14 protein-coding genes are annotated in these 15,971 nt (G+C 69.7%); 4 read left to right on the top strand and 10 right to left on the bottom strand.

The window, feature by feature from the left end; genetic code table 11:
- Positions 1–19: 19 nt before the first annotated feature.
- The 3 genes from ACFUTX_RS11575 to ACFUTX_RS11565 are packed head-to-tail and all read right to left on the bottom strand — an operon-like array spanning position 20 to position 2,909.
- Entirely contained in the window at positions 20–796 is a 777-nt protein-coding gene (locus tag ACFUTX_RS11575) for an enoyl-CoA hydratase (protein WP_378864416.1), read from the bottom strand.
- 42 nt (positions 797–838) lie between these two features.
- Positions 839–1,744 carry a 3-hydroxyisobutyrate dehydrogenase gene (mmsB, locus tag ACFUTX_RS11570; RefSeq protein WP_378864414.1) on the bottom strand — a complete coding sequence of 302 codons (906 nt, stop codon included), beginning with the start codon at positions 1,742–1,744 and terminating at the stop codon, positions 839–841.
- A 1-nt stretch (position 1,745) separates the two neighbouring features.
- Positions 1,746–2,909 (bottom strand): acyl-CoA dehydrogenase family protein, encoded by a 1,164-nt coding sequence (locus ACFUTX_RS11565; RefSeq protein ID WP_378864412.1) that lies wholly within the window; start codon positions 2,907–2,909, stop codon positions 1,746–1,748.
- A gap of 219 nt (positions 2,910–3,128) precedes the next feature.
- On the opposite strand from ACFUTX_RS11565, the gene ACFUTX_RS11560 reads away from it, so the two are divergent.
- On the top strand, positions 3,129–3,437 hold the full coding sequence (locus ACFUTX_RS11560) for a hypothetical protein (protein WP_378864409.1): 309 nt from the start codon (positions 3,129–3,131) through the stop codon (positions 3,435–3,437).
- A 72-nt stretch (positions 3,438–3,509) separates the two neighbouring features.
- Complete coding sequence (locus tag ACFUTX_RS11555) at positions 3,510–3,716, top strand: hypothetical protein (protein WP_378864406.1); 207 nt, start codon at positions 3,510–3,512, stop codon at positions 3,714–3,716.
- Between the two features lie 20 nt (positions 3,717–3,736).
- On the opposite strand, the gene ACFUTX_RS11550 is transcribed toward ACFUTX_RS11555, so the two are convergent.
- Positions 3,737–3,943 carry a hypothetical protein gene (locus tag ACFUTX_RS11550; protein ID WP_378864404.1) on the bottom strand — a complete coding sequence of 69 codons (207 nt, stop codon included), beginning with the start codon at positions 3,941–3,943 and terminating at the stop codon, positions 3,737–3,739.
- A 144-nt stretch (positions 3,944–4,087) separates the two neighbouring features.
- Here ACFUTX_RS11550 and ACFUTX_RS11545 point away from each other — a divergent pair, with 144 nt between their 5' ends.
- A complete protein-coding gene (locus tag ACFUTX_RS11545; RefSeq protein ID WP_378864401.1) occupies positions 4,088–4,432 on the top strand; it encodes a hypothetical protein in 345 nt (114 codons plus the stop codon).
- 13 nt (positions 4,433–4,445) lie between these two features.
- Here the strand turns inward: ACFUTX_RS11545 and ACFUTX_RS11540 are convergent, their stop codons facing one another.
- Positions 4,446–4,889, bottom strand: a complete 444-nt coding sequence (locus ACFUTX_RS11540) for a MarR family winged helix-turn-helix transcriptional regulator (protein WP_378864399.1) — start codon at positions 4,887–4,889, stop codon at positions 4,446–4,448.
- Between the two features lie 108 nt (positions 4,890–4,997).
- Between ACFUTX_RS11540 and ACFUTX_RS11535 the strand changes: the two genes are divergently transcribed.
- Entirely contained in the window at positions 4,998–5,333 is a 336-nt protein-coding gene (locus ACFUTX_RS11535; protein WP_378864396.1) for a hypothetical protein, read from the top strand.
- A gap of 68 nt (positions 5,334–5,401) precedes the next feature.
- Here ACFUTX_RS11535 and pulA read toward each other — a convergent pair whose 3' ends face one another.
- From pulA to ACFUTX_RS11510, 5 genes are all read right to left on the bottom strand, one after another.
- Complete coding sequence (gene pulA / locus ACFUTX_RS11530; protein WP_378864393.1) at positions 5,402–11,470, bottom strand: pullulanase-type alpha-1,6-glucosidase; 6,069 nt, start codon at positions 11,468–11,470, stop codon at positions 5,402–5,404.
- A gap of 303 nt (positions 11,471–11,773) precedes the next feature.
- Entirely contained in the window at positions 11,774–12,229 is a 456-nt protein-coding gene (locus ACFUTX_RS11525; protein ID WP_378864389.1) for a hotdog fold thioesterase, read from the bottom strand.
- Positions 12,226–13,410, bottom strand: coding sequence for a bifunctional 2-methylcitrate synthase/citrate synthase (locus tag ACFUTX_RS11520; RefSeq protein WP_378864386.1), 1,185 nt, complete (start codon positions 13,408–13,410; stop codon positions 12,226–12,228). Before ACFUTX_RS11520 ends, ACFUTX_RS11525 begins: the two co-directional genes overlap by 4 nt.
- A 103-nt stretch (positions 13,411–13,513) precedes the next feature.
- Complete coding sequence (gene prpB / locus ACFUTX_RS11515; RefSeq protein WP_378864383.1) at positions 13,514–14,422, bottom strand: methylisocitrate lyase; 909 nt, start codon at positions 14,420–14,422, stop codon at positions 13,514–13,516.
- Positions 14,422–15,966 (bottom strand): MmgE/PrpD family protein, encoded by a 1,545-nt coding sequence (locus ACFUTX_RS11510; protein WP_378864380.1) that lies wholly within the window; start codon positions 15,964–15,966, stop codon positions 14,422–14,424. The genes prpB and ACFUTX_RS11510 overlap by 1 nt, the downstream gene beginning before the upstream one ends.
- Positions 15,967–15,971: the final 5 nt, after the last annotated feature.

Below are 15,971 nucleotides of genomic sequence, written 5' to 3'. Positions count from 1 at the left end.
TGACCCCATGCCACCCGGGTCACCGGTGCGTGAAGTCGGGTGACCGCTTCTCGCGGAAGGCGGCCATTCCCTCCTTCTGGTCCGCGGTGTCGAACAGGCTCGCGAAGACGTGGCGCTCGAGGCGCAGACCCTCGGCGAGCGGCACCTCCATCGCGGCATCCAGCACGGCCTTCGCGGCGTAGAGCGACGGCAGCGACTTCGCGGCGATGCCCTCGGCCAGCTTCGCGGCCTCGTCGAGGAGGTCGGCGGCGGGCACGACCCGCGACACCAGGCCCGAGCGCTCGGCCTCCGAGGCGTCCATCATGCGTCCCGACAGGATGAGGTCGGCGGCCTTGTAGTACCCGACGGCGCGGAGGAGGCGCTGCGAGCCGCCCATCCCCGGGATGACGCCGAGGTTGATCTCGGGCTGGCCGAACCGCGCCGTGTCGGCGGCGAGGATGATGTCGCACATCATCGCCAGCTCGCAGCCGCCGCCGAGGGCATACCCCGCCACCGCGGCGATGACGGGCGTGCGCACTGCCGCGAACTGCGACCAGCCGCCGAAGTGGTCGGCCATCAGCATGTCGAGGCCCGACTTGGACTCCATCTCCTTGATGTCGGCCCCGGCGGCGAAGGCGCGATCCGACCCCGTGACGACGATGGCTCCGATCCCCTCGTCCGCATCGAAAGCGGATGCCGCGGCCACCACCTCCCGCATGACCTGGGTGTTGAGCGCGTTGAGTGCCTCGGGGCGGTTCAGCGTGATCCAGCCGACGCGTCCCCGCGTCTCGACCAGGATCGTCTCGTACTCGGTCATCGCGTGCCTGCTTCCTCGTCGGGTCTCTGACATCTCACCAGATCAGGTGCTGTGATCCCGGATGGTGTGGATGATCCCCGAGAAGTCCTGCCGGGCGCCGTCGCCTTCGGCGAACTCGCGGTAGATCTCCCGGGCGAGGAGGCCCATGCGCGCCTCGACCCCGGTCGACCCGATCGCGTGCTCGGCGAGGCCGAGGTCTTTCGCCATGAGCGCACCCGCGAAGCCCGGCTGGTAGTCGCGGTTGGCGGGGCTCGTCGGCACGGGGCCCGGCACGGGGCAGTTGGTGGTGAGGGCCCAGCACTGCCCCGACGCGTTCGAGGCGACGTCGAACAGCGCCTGGTGCGAGAGCCCCAGCCGCTCGCCGAGCACGAACGCCTCCGCCACGGCGATCTGCGAGACCGCGAGGATCATGTTGTTGCACACCTTCGCCGCCTGCCCGAGCCCGGCGCCGCCGCAGTGGACGATCCGGCGGCCCATCGCCTCGAGCACCGGTCGCGCGACCTCGAAATCGTCGGCGCCGCCCCCGACCATGAACGCGAGCGTGGCATTCTCGGCCCCCACCACACCACCCGACACCGGGGCGTCGAGAGCGCGGTGGCCGGATTCCGTCGCGAGGGCGTGGGCGGCGCGGGCCTCGTCGACGGCGATCGTCGACGAGTCGATGAACAGCGTGCCGGGCGCCGCGGCGGCGAGCAGTCCGTCGGCGCCGTCCGCACCGCGGTAGGCGTCCAGCACCTGCGACCCCTTCTGGAACATCGTGATCACGATGTCGGCGGATGCCGTACGCACGGCGTCCGGTCCGGATGACGCCACCGTGAGACCGGCGGCGGCCGCGGCATCCGTCGCTGCCTCGAACACGTCGAATCCGACGACGTCGTGACCGGCCTTAGCCAGGTTGGTCGCCATCGGCAGGCCCATGTGGCCGAGGCCGAGGAACGCGATGCGCATGTCAGGCTCCCAGCAGATCGCGGCCGACGATGACCCGCATGATCTCGTTCGTGCCCTCGAGGATCTGGTGCACCCGGAGGTCGCGGACGACCTTCTCGATGCCGTACTCGTGCAGGTAGCCGTAGCCGCCGTGCAGCTGCAGCGCGTCGTTCGCCACGCGGAAGCCGACGTCGGTGGCGAATCTCTTCGCCATCGCGCACTGGGTGGAGGCATCCGGAGTCTTCGCGTCGAGGGCGGCGGCGGCATCCCGCAGCAGCGCTCGCGCGGCGCGCAGCTCGGTCGCCATGTCGGCGAGGGTGAAGACGACGGACTGCTTCTCGGCGAGGGGCTCGCCGAAGGTGAACCGCTCGTGCACGTAGCGCACCGCACGGTCGAGGGCCCACTGCGCGCCGCCGAGCGAGCAGGCCGCGATGTTGATGCGCCCGCCGTCGAGCGCCGACATCGCGATCTTGAAGCCCTGGCCCTCGACGCCGAGCACGTTCGACACCGGCACCCGGACCTCGTCGAGGATGACCTGCCGGGTGGGCTGGGCGTTCCACCCCATCTTCTTCTCGTTGGCCCCGAACGACAGTCCGGCGGTGTCGGCCGGCACGAGGAACGCCGTGATCCCGCGAGCGCCGGGCTCTCCCGTGCGGGCCATGACGATGTAGACGGATGCCGCGCCCGCACCCGAGATGAACTGCTTGACGCCGGTCAGCACGAACTCGTCGCCGTCGCGGATGGCGCTCGTGGTGATCGCGGCGGCGTCGGAGCCGGCGCCCGGCTCGGTGAGGCAGTAGCTGCCGAAGCCCTGCATCGAGGTGAGGGTCGGCAGCCAGGCCCGACGCTGCTCATCGGAGCCGTAGGTGTCGATCATCCACGCGACCATGTTGTGGATGCTGATGTACGCGGCGATCGCGGGGTCCCCGGCGGCGAGCTCCTCGAAGATCGCGACCGCGTCGCGCCGGCTCAGGCCGCTGCCGCCCAGGTCCTCGCGGATGTAGATGCCGCCCAGCCCGAGTGCGCCGCCGCGCCGGAGCGTGTCGGCGGGGAACGTCTTGGTCTCGTCCCACTCGAGGGCGTGGGGAGCGAGCTCCTGGTCCGCGAAGTCGCGGACCGCTTCGAGGATGGCTGCGCGTTCCTCGTCGGTGAGCTGCGCACTGGGGGTGGTGATCGTCATGGACATCGTTGCTCCTTCGGCCTCACCGGCACGCCCTTGTGAGGCATCCTGATGAAAGTCACCGTGCCGCCTTTGGCACACTGGTGATTTTACATGGACGTCCACGTATCTGCGAGGCATTCCAAGGAAGTGGCGGAGGCCGGCGGGGGCGGACGGTAGCACCCGGTTTCCTGACGGACAACGGTCAGGACGAGTGCGAGTGCGAGGTGTACTCCTGGAAGGGTGATGGTGATCGTCTACGCGGGGAACGAGTTCCGGACCGGGGACGACATTGCGCTCGCCCTGGTGGACTACAGCCAGGCACTGGCTCGGGTCAACACCGCCGAGAGCGTCGAGGTCCCCGTGCGGGACGACGACGGCCAGACGAGTTCCGCCGTGTTCCTGGTCGGGCCCGCGAGCCAGCTCGTCGCGAAGCGGGTTCCGTCACCCGAAGAGGACGAGCTCGTCGATGAGGCCGTCACGGAGGAGCTGCGGGCCCGCATCCGCCGGCTGAGGCCCGCCGCCGGCGGGGAGTTCATCGACGAGTGGATCTGACTTCCTCAGCACTTGCTGAGTTTTCCGGTCGACCCGTCGACAACGGTCCGCCGGCGGGCGAGGATCGACGGCATGCAATCGGTCCCCCTCTACGAGCACGGCGAGCGCGTCCTCACGCCGGAAGGGACTCCGGGTCGCGTGATCGTGCCGATGGTGGGCCCACCGGTCGAGTTCTTCGACGCACTCGACGACGACACGATCGTCCGCGTCGTCACGGTCGCGCTGGAGTCGGGCGAGGTGCGCCGCTACCTGGCTACAGCGATCCGACCCGCTGCGTAGCACGAGGCGGACCCGCCGAATCAGAGAGCCGTCAGCCGGGGCGGTGAGCTGACCGGATCGCTGGTGCGGATGCGCGCCTCGCTCGGCATCCACTCGGCCGCGTCGAACGGCATGCCCTGCACGCGTACGCCGTCCTCGGGTGAGGCATCCCCCACCGCACGGTACCCGATCGGGAGGTCGTCGACGAGCTGTCGATCCCTGGGGCCTCCCCGCAGCACGTACGCCATGACCAGCACCGTACGCCCGCGTGGACCGTAAACGTCAGGGTGTTGCGCGCGCCTTCCGTAGGGGTTAGTGCGTTCGGATAGGTATCCGGGCCCCCGTGAATTACATTTGCCGGAGAAGCGAACCGATCGTCAGAAGGGGACGGAATGCCGTTTCGCAGTCGCCGCACCCTCGAGACGTGGCTCGAGGAGTTCGAGCGGTTGGGCTACCCCACCGCCGGCTCGCTGAAGGTCATGGAGCAGGACAACGAGGACGGCGGCGATGCGGGCCTCGTGGGCGTGCAGCTCGCCCACGCGTCCACCGTGACCTATGTGCAGCCCGAGTCCCCGATGTCGACGCGGTGGGTGGTCACGATGGAGCCCCGTGAGGTCGCCGTGGTGCTCGATTCGGCCGGGCTGCTCAAGCTGTCCAACGAACTGGCGACCGTCTCGGCGCTGTGCGCGTTCCTTCAGGCGAAATCCGCCGCACTGCTCGAAGAGGGCCGCGCCTGACCCTCGATCGCCGCTAGGCCCGGCTGCGCTCGAGCGTCGCGCTCGTCAGGGACTCGAGAAGATCGCTGAAGGTCACGCACTCGTCTTCGGCCACCGCATCCACGGCGACGTCGAAGTCGGAGTCGAAACGGGTCAGCACCGACCACGGATCCTCGGCGAGGTCGACGGTCAGCGTTATGCGGCTGACGCGCCGGTCGTCTTCGTCGGGTTCACGTCGCACGATGCCGCGTTCGGCGAGCCGGTCGATCAGCGCCGTGACGCCGGCCGACGTGATGCCCAGATGGTCGCGCAGCTGCGTGGGGCGGATGCCGGGATTGTCGGAGATGTGCAGCAGCGCCCGGGCGTCACCCTCGCCCAGTCCGAGCTCGCGTCGCGCGGACGCCAGCGCGTCGGCCCTGGCCTCGACGTAGCGCAGGAGCGCCTCACGGACGCGGGCGCGGCCGGTGCTGGAACGCACGAGAACCCCTTCCGTCGTCAATCCTGCGTGACATCCTACTCATACGCTTCGATGAGCGAGAAATTAAATTGTTTATCTAGATCGGTGAAGTAGATGTACAGTGAAGCCATGGGATACCTCTACTACGGCGATACGGACCAACCGATCGAGTTTCCCGACCGTCTTCTCGCACACCTCAAGGTGGTCATCACCACGAAGCTCCGCCGCGCCGAGAGCTTCACGCTCAGCTGGCGCCACCCCGACGACGGACCCGCGGGCCGCTCGTCGATCTGGTTGCAGGAATCGATTCCGCTCCGCTTCGTCTTCGACCAGGCCGAGCCCGAGCAGCTCGACGGCTCGGCGCTGCAGGACATGGCTCAGCGCGCCACGTCGGCCAGCGGGCTCGTCGTGACCTTCGACGAGCTGGCCGTGAACCCGCGCGAGCGCTTGGCAACGGTCGCCTGACGCCGAAAGCGCAGACATACGGAAGGGCCGCCCGGGATCGTACCGGGCGGCCCTTCCGTCGTGTGCGGTCAGCGGATCAGCACCGGCAGGGGCACGACCGACCGGGAGTCGGCGTATCCCGACGTGCCGTCGAAGGTCGTGCGGATCAGGTGCAGACCGCGTGACAGCTTCGGCAGTGTGATCGACACCTTGCCCTTGGCGGCTTCGGTGAGCTGCGCGGTGGCGATCACCTTCCCGCCATCGGTCACGGTGACCGTGCCGACCGGAGCCGTCCCGTCGGCGGCCGCGATCCGTCCCGTGACCTTCACGGTCGCGCCCGCCTTCGCGACGAGCGTGTCCGGCCCCGCGAGCACCGCCGTGCGCACGTCGGCCTTGTCGACCAGCACCGCCACCGACCTCGCCGGCACGGTGACCGCGCCGGTCGCGGCATCCCAGGTCGTCGTCTTGACGACCGGGTCGGAGCCCTTCGCCTGCGCCGCCGTGAGCGCGAACCCGCGCCCCGCCAGGTCGGGCACCGTCTGCGTCGTGGCTTCGGGCGAGGCGTTGAACACCACCAGCGCACCCTCGAGGGCGGGGTCGACGTCGTCGCCCACGAGGTCGTCGATCAGCATGACGATGACGCCCGGCGTGGCGCTCGGCCCGCTGTTCGGGAACGAGACCTTCTGCTCGATCAGCTCCGCCGAGCCCAGGCGCAGCAGCCCCACCTCTTCGCGCACGCGCAGCAGGTCGAGAGCGGATGCCTCGGCCTGGGCGATGTCGGCCGCCTGCGGCTTGAGGGCGGGGTTCTCCAGCAGCGGCTTCATGATCGGCCACTTGTCCTTGTTGTCGGATTCGCGCGGCAGACCCGAGCCGAACGTGGACTCGGTGCCGGTCCAGTCGATGCGGTTGAACCAGTCGCCGGAGTTGTAGCTGTTGCGGTCGAGCGACTTCGAGCGCAGCAGCTCGGTGCCGGCGTGCCAGAACGAGGGCGTCTGGGACAGGGTCACCGTCGCGAGCGACAGCGTGTTCATGCGCACGCGGTCGGCCATCGACGTGTCGACCGGGAGCTTGAAGACCTGGTGGTCGTAGAGCGTCTCGTTGTCGTGCGCGTCGACGTACGTGATGACCTCGTCGGGCTGGTCGGCGTAGCCGGCGGGCGAGCCGTTGTAGTCGAACTGCTTCCCCGCCTTGACGGTGCCGTCGGCCGCCGTCATCGAGAAGTCCCGCAGGTTGCCGGCGAGCCCGAGCTTGACCAGGTCGGTCTTGCGGGCGAGGTCGCCCGCCGGGTCACCGGGAACGCCCGGGCGTCCGTTCGGGTCGGTGTACAGGCCCGTGCCGAAGCCCTGGTAGAAGATCGACGAGCCGTCGACCGGGCTGCCGCCGTGGACGGCGTCGCGCAGCCGGTCGCTGAACGTGCCGATGCCGGTACCGCCGAGCTGTCCCTGCGTGGCCTGCTCGAAGAGGGCGTTGTTCGCGACCTCGCCGAAGTTCCAGCCTTCGCCGTACAGGTAGATGCTCTTGCCGTCGACGCCGTCGCGCTTGAGCGTGAGCTCGTCGAGCGCCGCGCGGATCTCGAGCATGTTCTGCTTCGAGTGGTGGCCCATGAGGTCGAAGCGGAAGCCGTCGACCTTGTACTGGCTCGCCCACAGCACGACGGAGTCGACCATGAGCTTCTGCGCCACCTCGTGCTCGGTGGCCACGTTCTGGCAGCACGTCGAGGTCTCGACGTTCCCGGCCAGGTTCAGGCGGTGGTAGTAGCCGGGCACGACCTGGTCGAGCACCGACTTGTCGCCCTGCCCGGACTGGGCGGTGTGGTTGTAGACCTCGTCGAGGACGACCTGCAGGCCCATGCCGTGCAGTGCGCCGACCATCTCGCGGAACTCGTGCACGCGCGCTCCGCCCTCGGGGTCGACGGCGTACGAGCCTTCGGGCGCCGAGTAGTGGTACGGGTCGTAGCCCCAGTTGAACCCGTCGGCGTCGGCGATCTTCTCGATGCACGCCTGCTGCTCGGTGCCCGCCGGCCCGTACGACTCGAGGTCGCAGTCGGGCACGGCCTGCTTCGCGCGGTCCTCCTCGATCGAGGCGATGTCGAACGACGGAAGCAGGTGCACCGTGTTGATGCCCGCGTCGGCCAGCTGGCGCAGCTGCTTCGTGCCCGCGCTGTCGCGCGTGAAGGCCCGGTAGGTGCCGCGCTCCGCCTCGGGCACCGACGTGTCGGTGATCGAGAAGTCGCGGATGTGCAGCTCGTAGATCGCCCGGTCGACAGGTCGGTCGATCACCGGCGCCTTGGTCTTCTCCCACTGCTTCGGCTTCCACGACTTGTCGTCGAGGTCGATGGCGACCGACCGCTCCGAGTTCACGGTGAGCGCCACCGAGTACGGGTCGGTCACCCGGTTCGTCTCGATCTTCCCCGTGCTGGGCGCGTAGACCTCGATCTCCCACAGGTACTCGTCGCCCTTCAGCGACTTCGCGCCCTTGACGGTCCAGACACCGGATGCCTCGTCCCAGGCCGCCTCGTGGCGGGTCGGGTCGCCGTCGGTGCCGGCGTCCCAGGTCAGCAGGGTCGCCGTCTGCGCGGTCGGCGCCCACAGCCGAAACGTCGGCTTGCCGTTGGTGAACGCGACTCCGAGGTCGGCGTCGGCGACGGCGTCGGCGTAGAGCGCGTCGAGCACGCCGGGGATCTGCACACCCGTGTACGCCCGGAGGGTGCCGGCGGCGTCGCGCTGCGACACCATGAGCTGGCCCTTGAGCAGGTCGGCCGCGGCATCCCGGTCCACGCCCTCGACGCGCAGCGCCGTGAAGCCGGCGAGTGCCGGGAAGCGCTCCTTCTGGTCGGCGGTGAGCCCACCGTCGATGCGCGCGAGGTCGATCGCCTCACCACCGGTGATCGCCCCGTCCTCGAGAGCGACGGATGCCTCGTCCGACGCGTGCAGCTGCCAGGTGGCGTCCGCGGCGGTGCTGCCGAGGTCGGCGGGCCACGCGATGGTGTCGACGTCGATCCAGTGCGCGCGCAGCTCGCCCGTTCCGGCGAGCGGCGGGTCGCTGGACCTCACGGTCAGGACGTGCGACTCGAGGTCGTAGCGGAACGTCGTCACCTTGCCCTCGCTCGCGCTGAACGTGATGTTCGCACCGCCCGCGGCACCGCCGGCGCCGTAGTTCTCGTCCCACGAAAGGTTGTGGGCGACCTTGACCTCGTAGGAGCCGGTCGGCAGGTCGTCGGTCGTGTACTGGAACACCCCGTCGCGGTCGCGGTCGAACATCATGGTCGCGAGGCAGTCGGGCTGCCAGTCGCCCGGGCAGCCGAGCTCGCTCTGCAGCGAGCCGGGCAGGGTGATGACGGGGCCGTCGGCGGTGGACCAGATGTTCTTCGTGCGCGGGTCGAAGTAGAAGGTGATCGGTCCGCCGTCGTGGTTCAGCACGATGTCGGGTCCGCCGGCCACGCCGCCGGCGCCGTAGTTCTCGTCCCACGACTTCTCGACGGCGATCTTGTAGGCGTAGTCGCCCGCCGCGAGGTCGGTGAGCTTCAGGCGCCAGATGGTGCCGTTCACAAGCTCCATCTGCACGTTCTGGCAGTCGGGCTGCCAGTCGCCGGGGCATCCGGCCTCGCTGTTGAAGCTGCCGGGGACGCTGACGAACTCGTAGTCGGTCGGCTCCTGCGGCTCGGGCTCTTCGGCGGGCTCCTCCGGCTCTTCGGGAACCGAGACGTTCACGCGGTTGCCGATCGAGGCGTAGGTGGATCCGGCGGAGCGGTTGCCCGCGGCATCCGTCGACACCGCCCGGTACTCGACGAGCGTGCCCGCCGCGAGGCCGGCCGTGTCGTGGAAGACGCGGGGCGACGTGTCTTCGGCGGTGCCCAGCGCGTGCCACTCGTCGTCGCCGACGACCCGCCAGGCGAAGCTCGTCTCGGCCCAGACGCCGTCGGCGATGTCGGCCGAGACCGGCGCGACGCCGGTGACGCCCGCGCCCGCCTCCGGCACGGTGACCGTCAGCTCGCCGGCCTGGCCGGGGGCGGTCACGGTCTTGTCGGCGGTGAACACCAGCGCCGACAGCGCGGGCACGGTCACCGAGGCGACCCCGGCGGAGTCGGTGCTGAAGGCCTGGCCGCCGCCGTACAGCGGCGCGAACGACGCGTTCGCGGTGAGCGTCGGGATGGAGACGGTGCGAGCCGACGTGGCGTTGTTCGTCGCCACGAGGTACTCGATCTTCTCGGTGCGGTCGACGCGGCTGAAAGCGTAGACGCCGGCCGCGGCATCGTCCACGAACCGCTCGATCTGGGCACCGGTCTCGAGCGCGGGGTGGCTCGCGCGGAGCTCGGCCAGGCCGGCGATGTGCTGGTACAGCGGCGCGTCGGTGTCGTAGCGGTCCACCTGGCCGAGCTGGCCGCCCGTGACGAGCGGCTGGTTCGCGTACTCGACGGTCTGCGTGGCGAACAGCGTCTGGCGGGCGTCCTTGTCGCCGCCGGTCCCGGCGAAGCCCTGCTCGTCGCCGTAGTACACGACGGGCTGGCCGCGGGTCAGGTACATCAGCTCGTGGGCGAGCTCGTCGCGGGGCAGCGCGTCGGCGCCGGCGAGGAAGTAGCCGATGCGGCCCATGTCGTGGTTGCCGAGGAAGGTCGGCAGTGCCGTGGCGGACGAGTCGGGCGTCGTGTACATGTCGTCGCCCGCGAACAGGGTCTGCAGGCCGCTCGGCTTGGCGGCGGCGCCGGTGCCCTTCGCGTAGGCGGTGGCGGCGCTCTGGAACGTGAAGTCGAGCACCGAGTTCATGTCGGTCTTGCGCACGTACGGCGACAGCTTGGCCGGGTCGGCGTCGTACACCTCGCCGAACATGAAGAACTCGTCCTTGCCCTTGCTGTGGGCGTAGTCGAGCACCTCGGTCGACCAGGTCTCCCAGAACTCGAAGTTGACGTGCTTGGCGGTGTCGATGCGGAAGCCGTCGATGCCGAGGTCGACCCAGCCCTGGTACACGTCGACGAAGCCGTCGACGACGGTCGGGTGCTCGGTCATGATGTCGTCGAGACCGACGAAGTCGCCGAACGTGACCGACTCGCCCGCCCAGGTCGAGTCCCCGCGGTTGTGGTACAGCGTCGGGTCGTTCAGCCACGCGGGGACCTTGACGTCCTTGTCGGCGTCGGGGACGACCGGCTTATAGGGGAAGCTCGTCGCCGGGTCGAGGGCGGGGAACGTGTCGGTGCCGGCGTAGTCGGCGGGGTCGAAGACCTGGCCGGCCGCGTCCTTGTACGGCTTCGTGGCCTGGTCGACGTAGGTGTACTGGCCTCCCTCGTAGGCGATGACGTCGGCGGTGTGGTTGGTGATGATGTCGAAGTAGACCTTGATGCCGCGGTCGTGGGCGTCGGCGATGAGTGCTTCGAGCTCTTCGTTGGTGCCGAGGTGCGGGTCGATCTGGGTGAAGTCGGTGATCCAGTAGCCGTGGTATCCGGCGCTCGCGTTCGCACCGGTGCCCTGCACGGGCCGGTTCTTGAAGCTCGGGGTGAGCCAGATCGCGGTCGTGCCGAGGCCCTCGATGTAGTCGAGCTGCGAGCGCAGGCCCGCGAGGTCGCCGCCCTGGTAGAAGCCCTTGTCGGTCGGGTCGAAGCCGTTCGCGAGCCGGTCCCCGGCGATGCCGCCGGTGTCGTTCGAGGTGTCGCCGTTGGCGAAGCGGTCGGTCATCACGAAGTAGAACTGCTCGGCGCTGCCCGGCTGGCGCACGGGCGCGGCGACGAGCGCGTCGTCGGCGCCGGTGTACTCGCCGGCGAGGGCCGTGGCCTCCACGCCGACCCGCTTGACGTTGTCGTCGAAGACGAAGCGCAGCGTCGCCGGCCCGGCGACCGTGAGCGGGATGTTGTCGCCGCCGCCGTTGAGGCCGTACGACTCGGTCCAGGCGTCGTCGACGGCGACCTTGTACTCGTACGTGCCGGCGGGCACCTCGAACTCGGCCGCGTAGACGCCCGCGGTGCCGGTGGCGGCGAGTTCGGTCGCGGCGCACTCCGGCTGCCAGTCGGCCGAGCAGCCGAGCTCGCTCTGCAGGCTGCCGACGAGGGCGAACGTGCGCTCGGCGGCTGCGGCCGGCGCCGTGGCGATCAGGCCTCCGGTGAGCACCAGCGCCGCGGCGGCGATGGTGGCGGTGAAACGACGGACACGTGCGGATGTCGGCTTCGACAAAATTGCTCCTGGGGAAAGCTGGCACGACGACGTGCCGGTTGCAGTGTTCGGCCGACGCTAGCAGGCAGGGGTGCGAAACTGCAAGCGCTTACACAGATGAGAATGCGCTCATCTTCGAGGGATGCCGCGGGTCGCGGCATCCGCCTTGGAACGTTCCGTTCGCAACCGCTTGCAGGCCGCATGTTCTGCCGGATCAGGACATCTCGCCGACGCAGGACGAATCAGAGCGGATTCTCCTGTACCGGCCAGATGTCCTGATCTCGGCGAGGCGGGAGAGGCGAGGCTGGCGCCCAGCGCCCCGGCCTAACCGCGCTCGGCGGCCGTCGCGTAGGTCGAGCGCTGCTCGATCACGGCGAGGGTGCAGCGCGAGATGCAGACGAGGCGCCCGGCCTCGTCGACGATGCGGATCTCCCACACCTGCGACCGCCGGCCGATCGCGGCCGGGGTGACGGTCGCGGTCACCCACCCCGACGACACCGGCCGGATGTGGTTGGCGTTGATCTCCTGACCGACGACGTGGAACCGCTCGCGATCGACGGCGAGGTAGCCGGCCCACGAGGCGAGGGTCTCGGCGAGCGCCACGGACGCCCCGCCATGCAGCACCCCCGCCGGCTGGACGGTGCGCGGGTCGACCGGCATCCGTCCGACCAGGGCGTCGTCGCGCAGCTCGGTGATCTCGATCCCGAGGGTGGCGATCAGCGTCGACTCCGACATGGCGTTGAGCGCGATGCCGGAGACGTCGCCGAACCAGACGCTCACGCGTCCGACTCCTCCGCGCGGTCGGCGGCGGCGAGCGCCGCCTCGTCCGGGACGTAACCCTCGATGTGCCGCTCGTCGGGCCCGTTGTACTCCGACAGCGGCCGGATCAGCGCGTTCGAGGCGAGCTGCTCCATGACGTGAGCCGTCCACCCGGTGACCCGGGCGGCGACGAACAGCGGCGTGAAGGTGAGCGTGTCGAAGCCGATGAGGTTGTAGGCGGGACCCGAGGGGTAGTCGAGGTTCGGATAGATCCCCTTGCGCTCGACGAACTGCGACTCGAGCGCGTCGTACAGCGCGGCCACGTCGGGGCGGTCGTAGTGCGCGACGAGGGTGTCGAGCGCGGCCTTCATCGTCGGAACCCGGGAGTCGCCGCGTTTGTACACGCGGTGGCCGAACCCCATGATCTTGCGCTTCTCGGCGAGGGCCTGGTCGAGCCAGGGCCCGACGTTCTCGGCCGTGCCGATCTCGTCGAAGATGTGCAGCACGGCTTCGTTGGCACCGCCGTGCAGCGGCCCCTTGAGCGCGCCGATCGCTCCGACGACGGCGGAGTACAGGTCGCTGAGGGTCGACGTGATGACCCGCGCGGTGAACGTCGACGCGTTGAACGAGTGCTCGGCGTAGAGGATCATCGAGCGGTTGAACGCGTCGACCACGACCGGGTCGGCTTCTTCGCCGAACGTCATCCACAGGAAGTTCGCCGAGTAGTCGAGATCGTCTCGCGGGGCGATGGGCTGCTGACCGCGCCGGCGCCGCTGGCCGTACGCGACGATCGCCGGTAGGACGGCGAAGAGGCGGATGCTGCGGGCCAGGTTCTCCTCGGGACTCCCGCTGGCATCGAGCACCGAGCCGCCCCCGGCGAGGTCGCGGGCGCCGATGAGGCTGACGGCCGTGCGCACCTCGTCCATCGGGTGCGCGTCGATCGGCACCAGGTCGATCGCGGCGCGGACGTCGGCGGGCAGCGCGCGGTACGCCCGCTCGGTGGCGCGCAGCTGCGCGAGCTGCACGTCGGTAGGCAGCTCGCCGTGCCACAGCAGGTACGCGACGGCCTCGAACGGCTGGGTCGCGGCGAGCTCCTGCACGGGGTAGCCGCGGTAGAGCAGCGAGTTCGTCTCGGGGTTGACCTTCGAGACCGCCGTGTGGTCGACGACGACTCCGGCGAGCCCCTTCTTGATGTCGGTCATGACTGCTGCTCTCCTTCGAGGTGAAGCATGTCCCACGATCTGTCGCTCAAGCCATGCTCACGCGACGCAGATGGGGACATGGAACCGAAAATGCGGGACATGGTCAGCGGCCGGGTGCGTCGAGCGTGAAGGTGAAGACATCCTGGTCGAAGTGGTTGTACTGCTCGTAGTCGATCAGATCGTAGAGGTCGGCGCGGTGCTGCATCTCCCCCAGTCTCGAGGTGAGGTGGCCTTCCTCGTTCAGGGTGTCGAGCGCTCGGGATGCCGCGCCCATCGCGATCCGCAGCAGCGAGACGGGCCAGATCACGATGTTGACGCCGACGCCCTGCAGCTGGTCGACGGAGAAGAGGTCGGACTTCCCGAACTCGGTCATGTTGGCGAGGATCGGCACGTCGACGGCGGCGCGTACAGCGGCGAACTCCTCAAGGGTGCGCATGGCTTCGGGGAAGATCGCGTCGGCTCCGGCATCCACCAGCGCCTTCGCCCGGTCGATCGCGGCATCCAGTCCCTCGACGGCCCGGATGTCGGTGCGCGCCATGATGAGGAAGTTCGGGTCGCGCCGCGCGTCGGCGGCGGCGCGGATGCGCTTGATCGCGGTGTCCTCGTCGACGACGGCCTTGCCGTCGAGGTGGCCGCACCGCTTCGGGTTGACCTGGTCCTCGATGTGCGTGCCGGCGAGGCCGGCCTCTTCGAGGGTCTGGATCGTTCGGGCGACGTTCATCGGCTCGCCGAAGCCGGTGTCGGCGTCGATGATCGCCGGCAGGTCGGTCATGCGCGCGATCTGCTGGCCGCGCCCGGCGACCTCGGTGAGGGTCGTGAGGCCGATGTCGGGCAGGCCGAGGTCGGCCGACAGCACGGCGCCCGAGATGTAGACGCCCTCGAAGCCCTTCCGCTCGATGAGCCGGGCCGACAGCGGGCTGAACGCGCCGGGGAAGCGCAGCAGCTCGCCGCTAGCGAGCCGCTCCCGGAAGAGGCGGCGCTTCTCGTGCGCCGGCACGGTGGAGTACAGCATCAGAACAGCCCCTTGGGCGCGGGCGCCGAGGCCAGCACGCCGAACTCGGCGACGACGGTCAGCTGCTGCACTTCTTCGGGCGTCAGCTCGGGCAGCCGCTCGGCGAGGGCGAGGAAGCGCTCGATCTCATCGGCCGACAGCACCGGCTCGGCGAGCAGGCGGAACTTGCGCACGTAGTCCTCGCGCACGAACGGCCGGGCGCCGAGCGGGTGCGCGTCGGCGACGGCGATCTCGTCCTCGATGACCGTGCCGTCGGTGAGCGTGATGACCACGCGTCCGCCGAACGCCTTCTCGTTCGGGTCGTCGGAATGGTAGCGGCGGGTCCACTCCGGGTCTTCGGCGGTCGTGATCTTGTGCCACAGCGCGACGGTGTCTTCCCTGCCGGCGCGGGCGGGCGTGTACGAGTCGACGTGGTGCCAGCCGCCGTCCTGCAGCGCGACCGCGAAGATGTACGGGATCGAGTGGTCGAGGGTCTCGCGCGACGCCGTCGGGTCGTACTTCTGCGGGTCGTTCGCGCCGGAGCCGATCACGTAGTGGGTGTGGTGCGAGGTGTGCAGCACGATCGACTCGACGTTCACCTCAGAACCCGGTTGCTGAGCCTGTCGAAGCACCGGGTGCTGGCCGTGCAGGCGGCGGGCGAGGTCGATCCACGCCTGCGCCTGGTACTCGGCCGAGTGCTCCTTCGTGTACGAGTCGAGGATGCCGCGCTTCGGCTCGCCCTCGGCGGGCAGCGGCACGTCGTACGAGGCATCCGGACCGTCCAGCAGCCACGCGATCACGCCGTCCTCGCCCTCGTAGATCAGGCTGGGCGACGTCTCGCCGCGCATCGCGCGGTCGACGGCCTCGACCGCCATCTTTCCGGCGAAGGCCGGGGCGTGCGCCTTCCAGGTCGAGATCTCTCCCTTGCGGGACTGGCGCGTGGCGGTGGTGGTGTGGAGCGCCTGCCCGACGGCCTGGTAGATCGTCTCGACGTCGAGGCCGAGCAGCGTGCCGATGCCGGCGGCCGCCGACGGGCCGAGGTGGGCGACATGGTCGATCTTGTGCTTGTGCAGGCAGATCGCCCGCACGAGGTCGATCTGGATCTCGTACCCGGTCGCGAGACCGCGCACGAGGGCCCGGCCGTCGGCGCCGACGTGCTGGGCGACGGCGAGGATCGGCGGGATGTTGTCGCCCGGGTGCGAGTAGTCGGCGGCGAGGAAGGTGTCGTGGTAGTCGAGTTCGCGCACGGCGACGCCGTTGGCCCAGGCCGCCCACTCGGGCGAGGTGCGGCGGTCGAGGGAGCACCCGAACACGGTGGCTCCCGAGCCGCCGACCGACACGGCGTGGTCGAGGGCCTGCTGGCGGGCCGCGCTCACCGGCGCACGGGTGAGGGATGCCGCGGCCACCGCGGCGTTGTCGATGACGCGGTTGATGATCATGTCGACGACGTCGGGGTCGACCTCGACCGGGTCGGCGGCGACCTGCGCGATGTGCCACGCGAGCTGGCCTTCGCGCGCGAGGTTCTCGTCGCTGCGGTGGACCCGCAGGTGGTGGGTGACGGTCATGGTCG

Origin of the sequence: Microbacterium sp. NPDC057407 (assembly GCF_042803895.1) — a bacterium.
Taxonomy (GTDB): Bacteria; Actinomycetota; Actinomycetes; order Actinomycetales; family Microbacteriaceae; genus Microbacterium.
The sequence above is the reverse complement of the archived record's forward strand: the minus strand, read 5'-3'. Positions and strand labels throughout refer to the sequence as shown.

Excerpts from the sequence above, each read along its gene's own strand:
- ACFUTX_RS11575 (WP_378864416.1), bottom strand. The coding sequence starts at position 796 with ATGACCGAGTACGAGACGATCCTGGTCGAGACGCGGGGACGCGTCGGC.
- mmsB (WP_378864414.1), bottom strand. The coding sequence starts at position 1,744 with ATGCGCATCGCGTTCCTCGGCCTCGGCCACATGGGCCTGCCGATGGCG.
- ACFUTX_RS11565 (WP_378864412.1), bottom strand. The coding sequence starts at position 2,909 with ATGTCCATGACGATCACCACCCCCAGTGCGCAGCTCACCGACGAGGAA.
- ACFUTX_RS11560 (WP_378864409.1), top strand. The coding sequence starts at position 3,129 with ATGGTGATCGTCTACGCGGGGAACGAGTTCCGGACCGGGGACGACATT.
- ACFUTX_RS11555 (WP_378864406.1), top strand. The coding sequence starts at position 3,510 with ATGCAATCGGTCCCCCTCTACGAGCACGGCGAGCGCGTCCTCACGCCG.
- ACFUTX_RS11550 (WP_378864404.1), bottom strand. The coding sequence starts at position 3,943 with ATGGCGTACGTGCTGCGGGGAGGCCCCAGGGATCGACAGCTCGTCGAC.
- ACFUTX_RS11545 (WP_378864401.1), top strand. The coding sequence starts at position 4,088 with ATGCCGTTTCGCAGTCGCCGCACCCTCGAGACGTGGCTCGAGGAGTTC.
- ACFUTX_RS11535 (WP_378864396.1), top strand. The coding sequence starts at position 4,998 with ATGGGATACCTCTACTACGGCGATACGGACCAACCGATCGAGTTTCCC.
- ACFUTX_RS11520 (WP_378864386.1), bottom strand. The coding sequence starts at position 13,410 with ATGACCGACATCAAGAAGGGGCTCGCCGGAGTCGTCGTCGACCACACG.
- prpB (WP_378864383.1), bottom strand. The coding sequence starts at position 14,422 with ATGCTGTACTCCACCGTGCCGGCGCACGAGAAGCGCCGCCTCTTCCGG.
- ACFUTX_RS11510 (WP_378864380.1), bottom strand. The coding sequence starts at position 15,966 with ATGACCGTCACCCACCACCTGCGGGTCCACCGCAGCGACGAGAACCTC.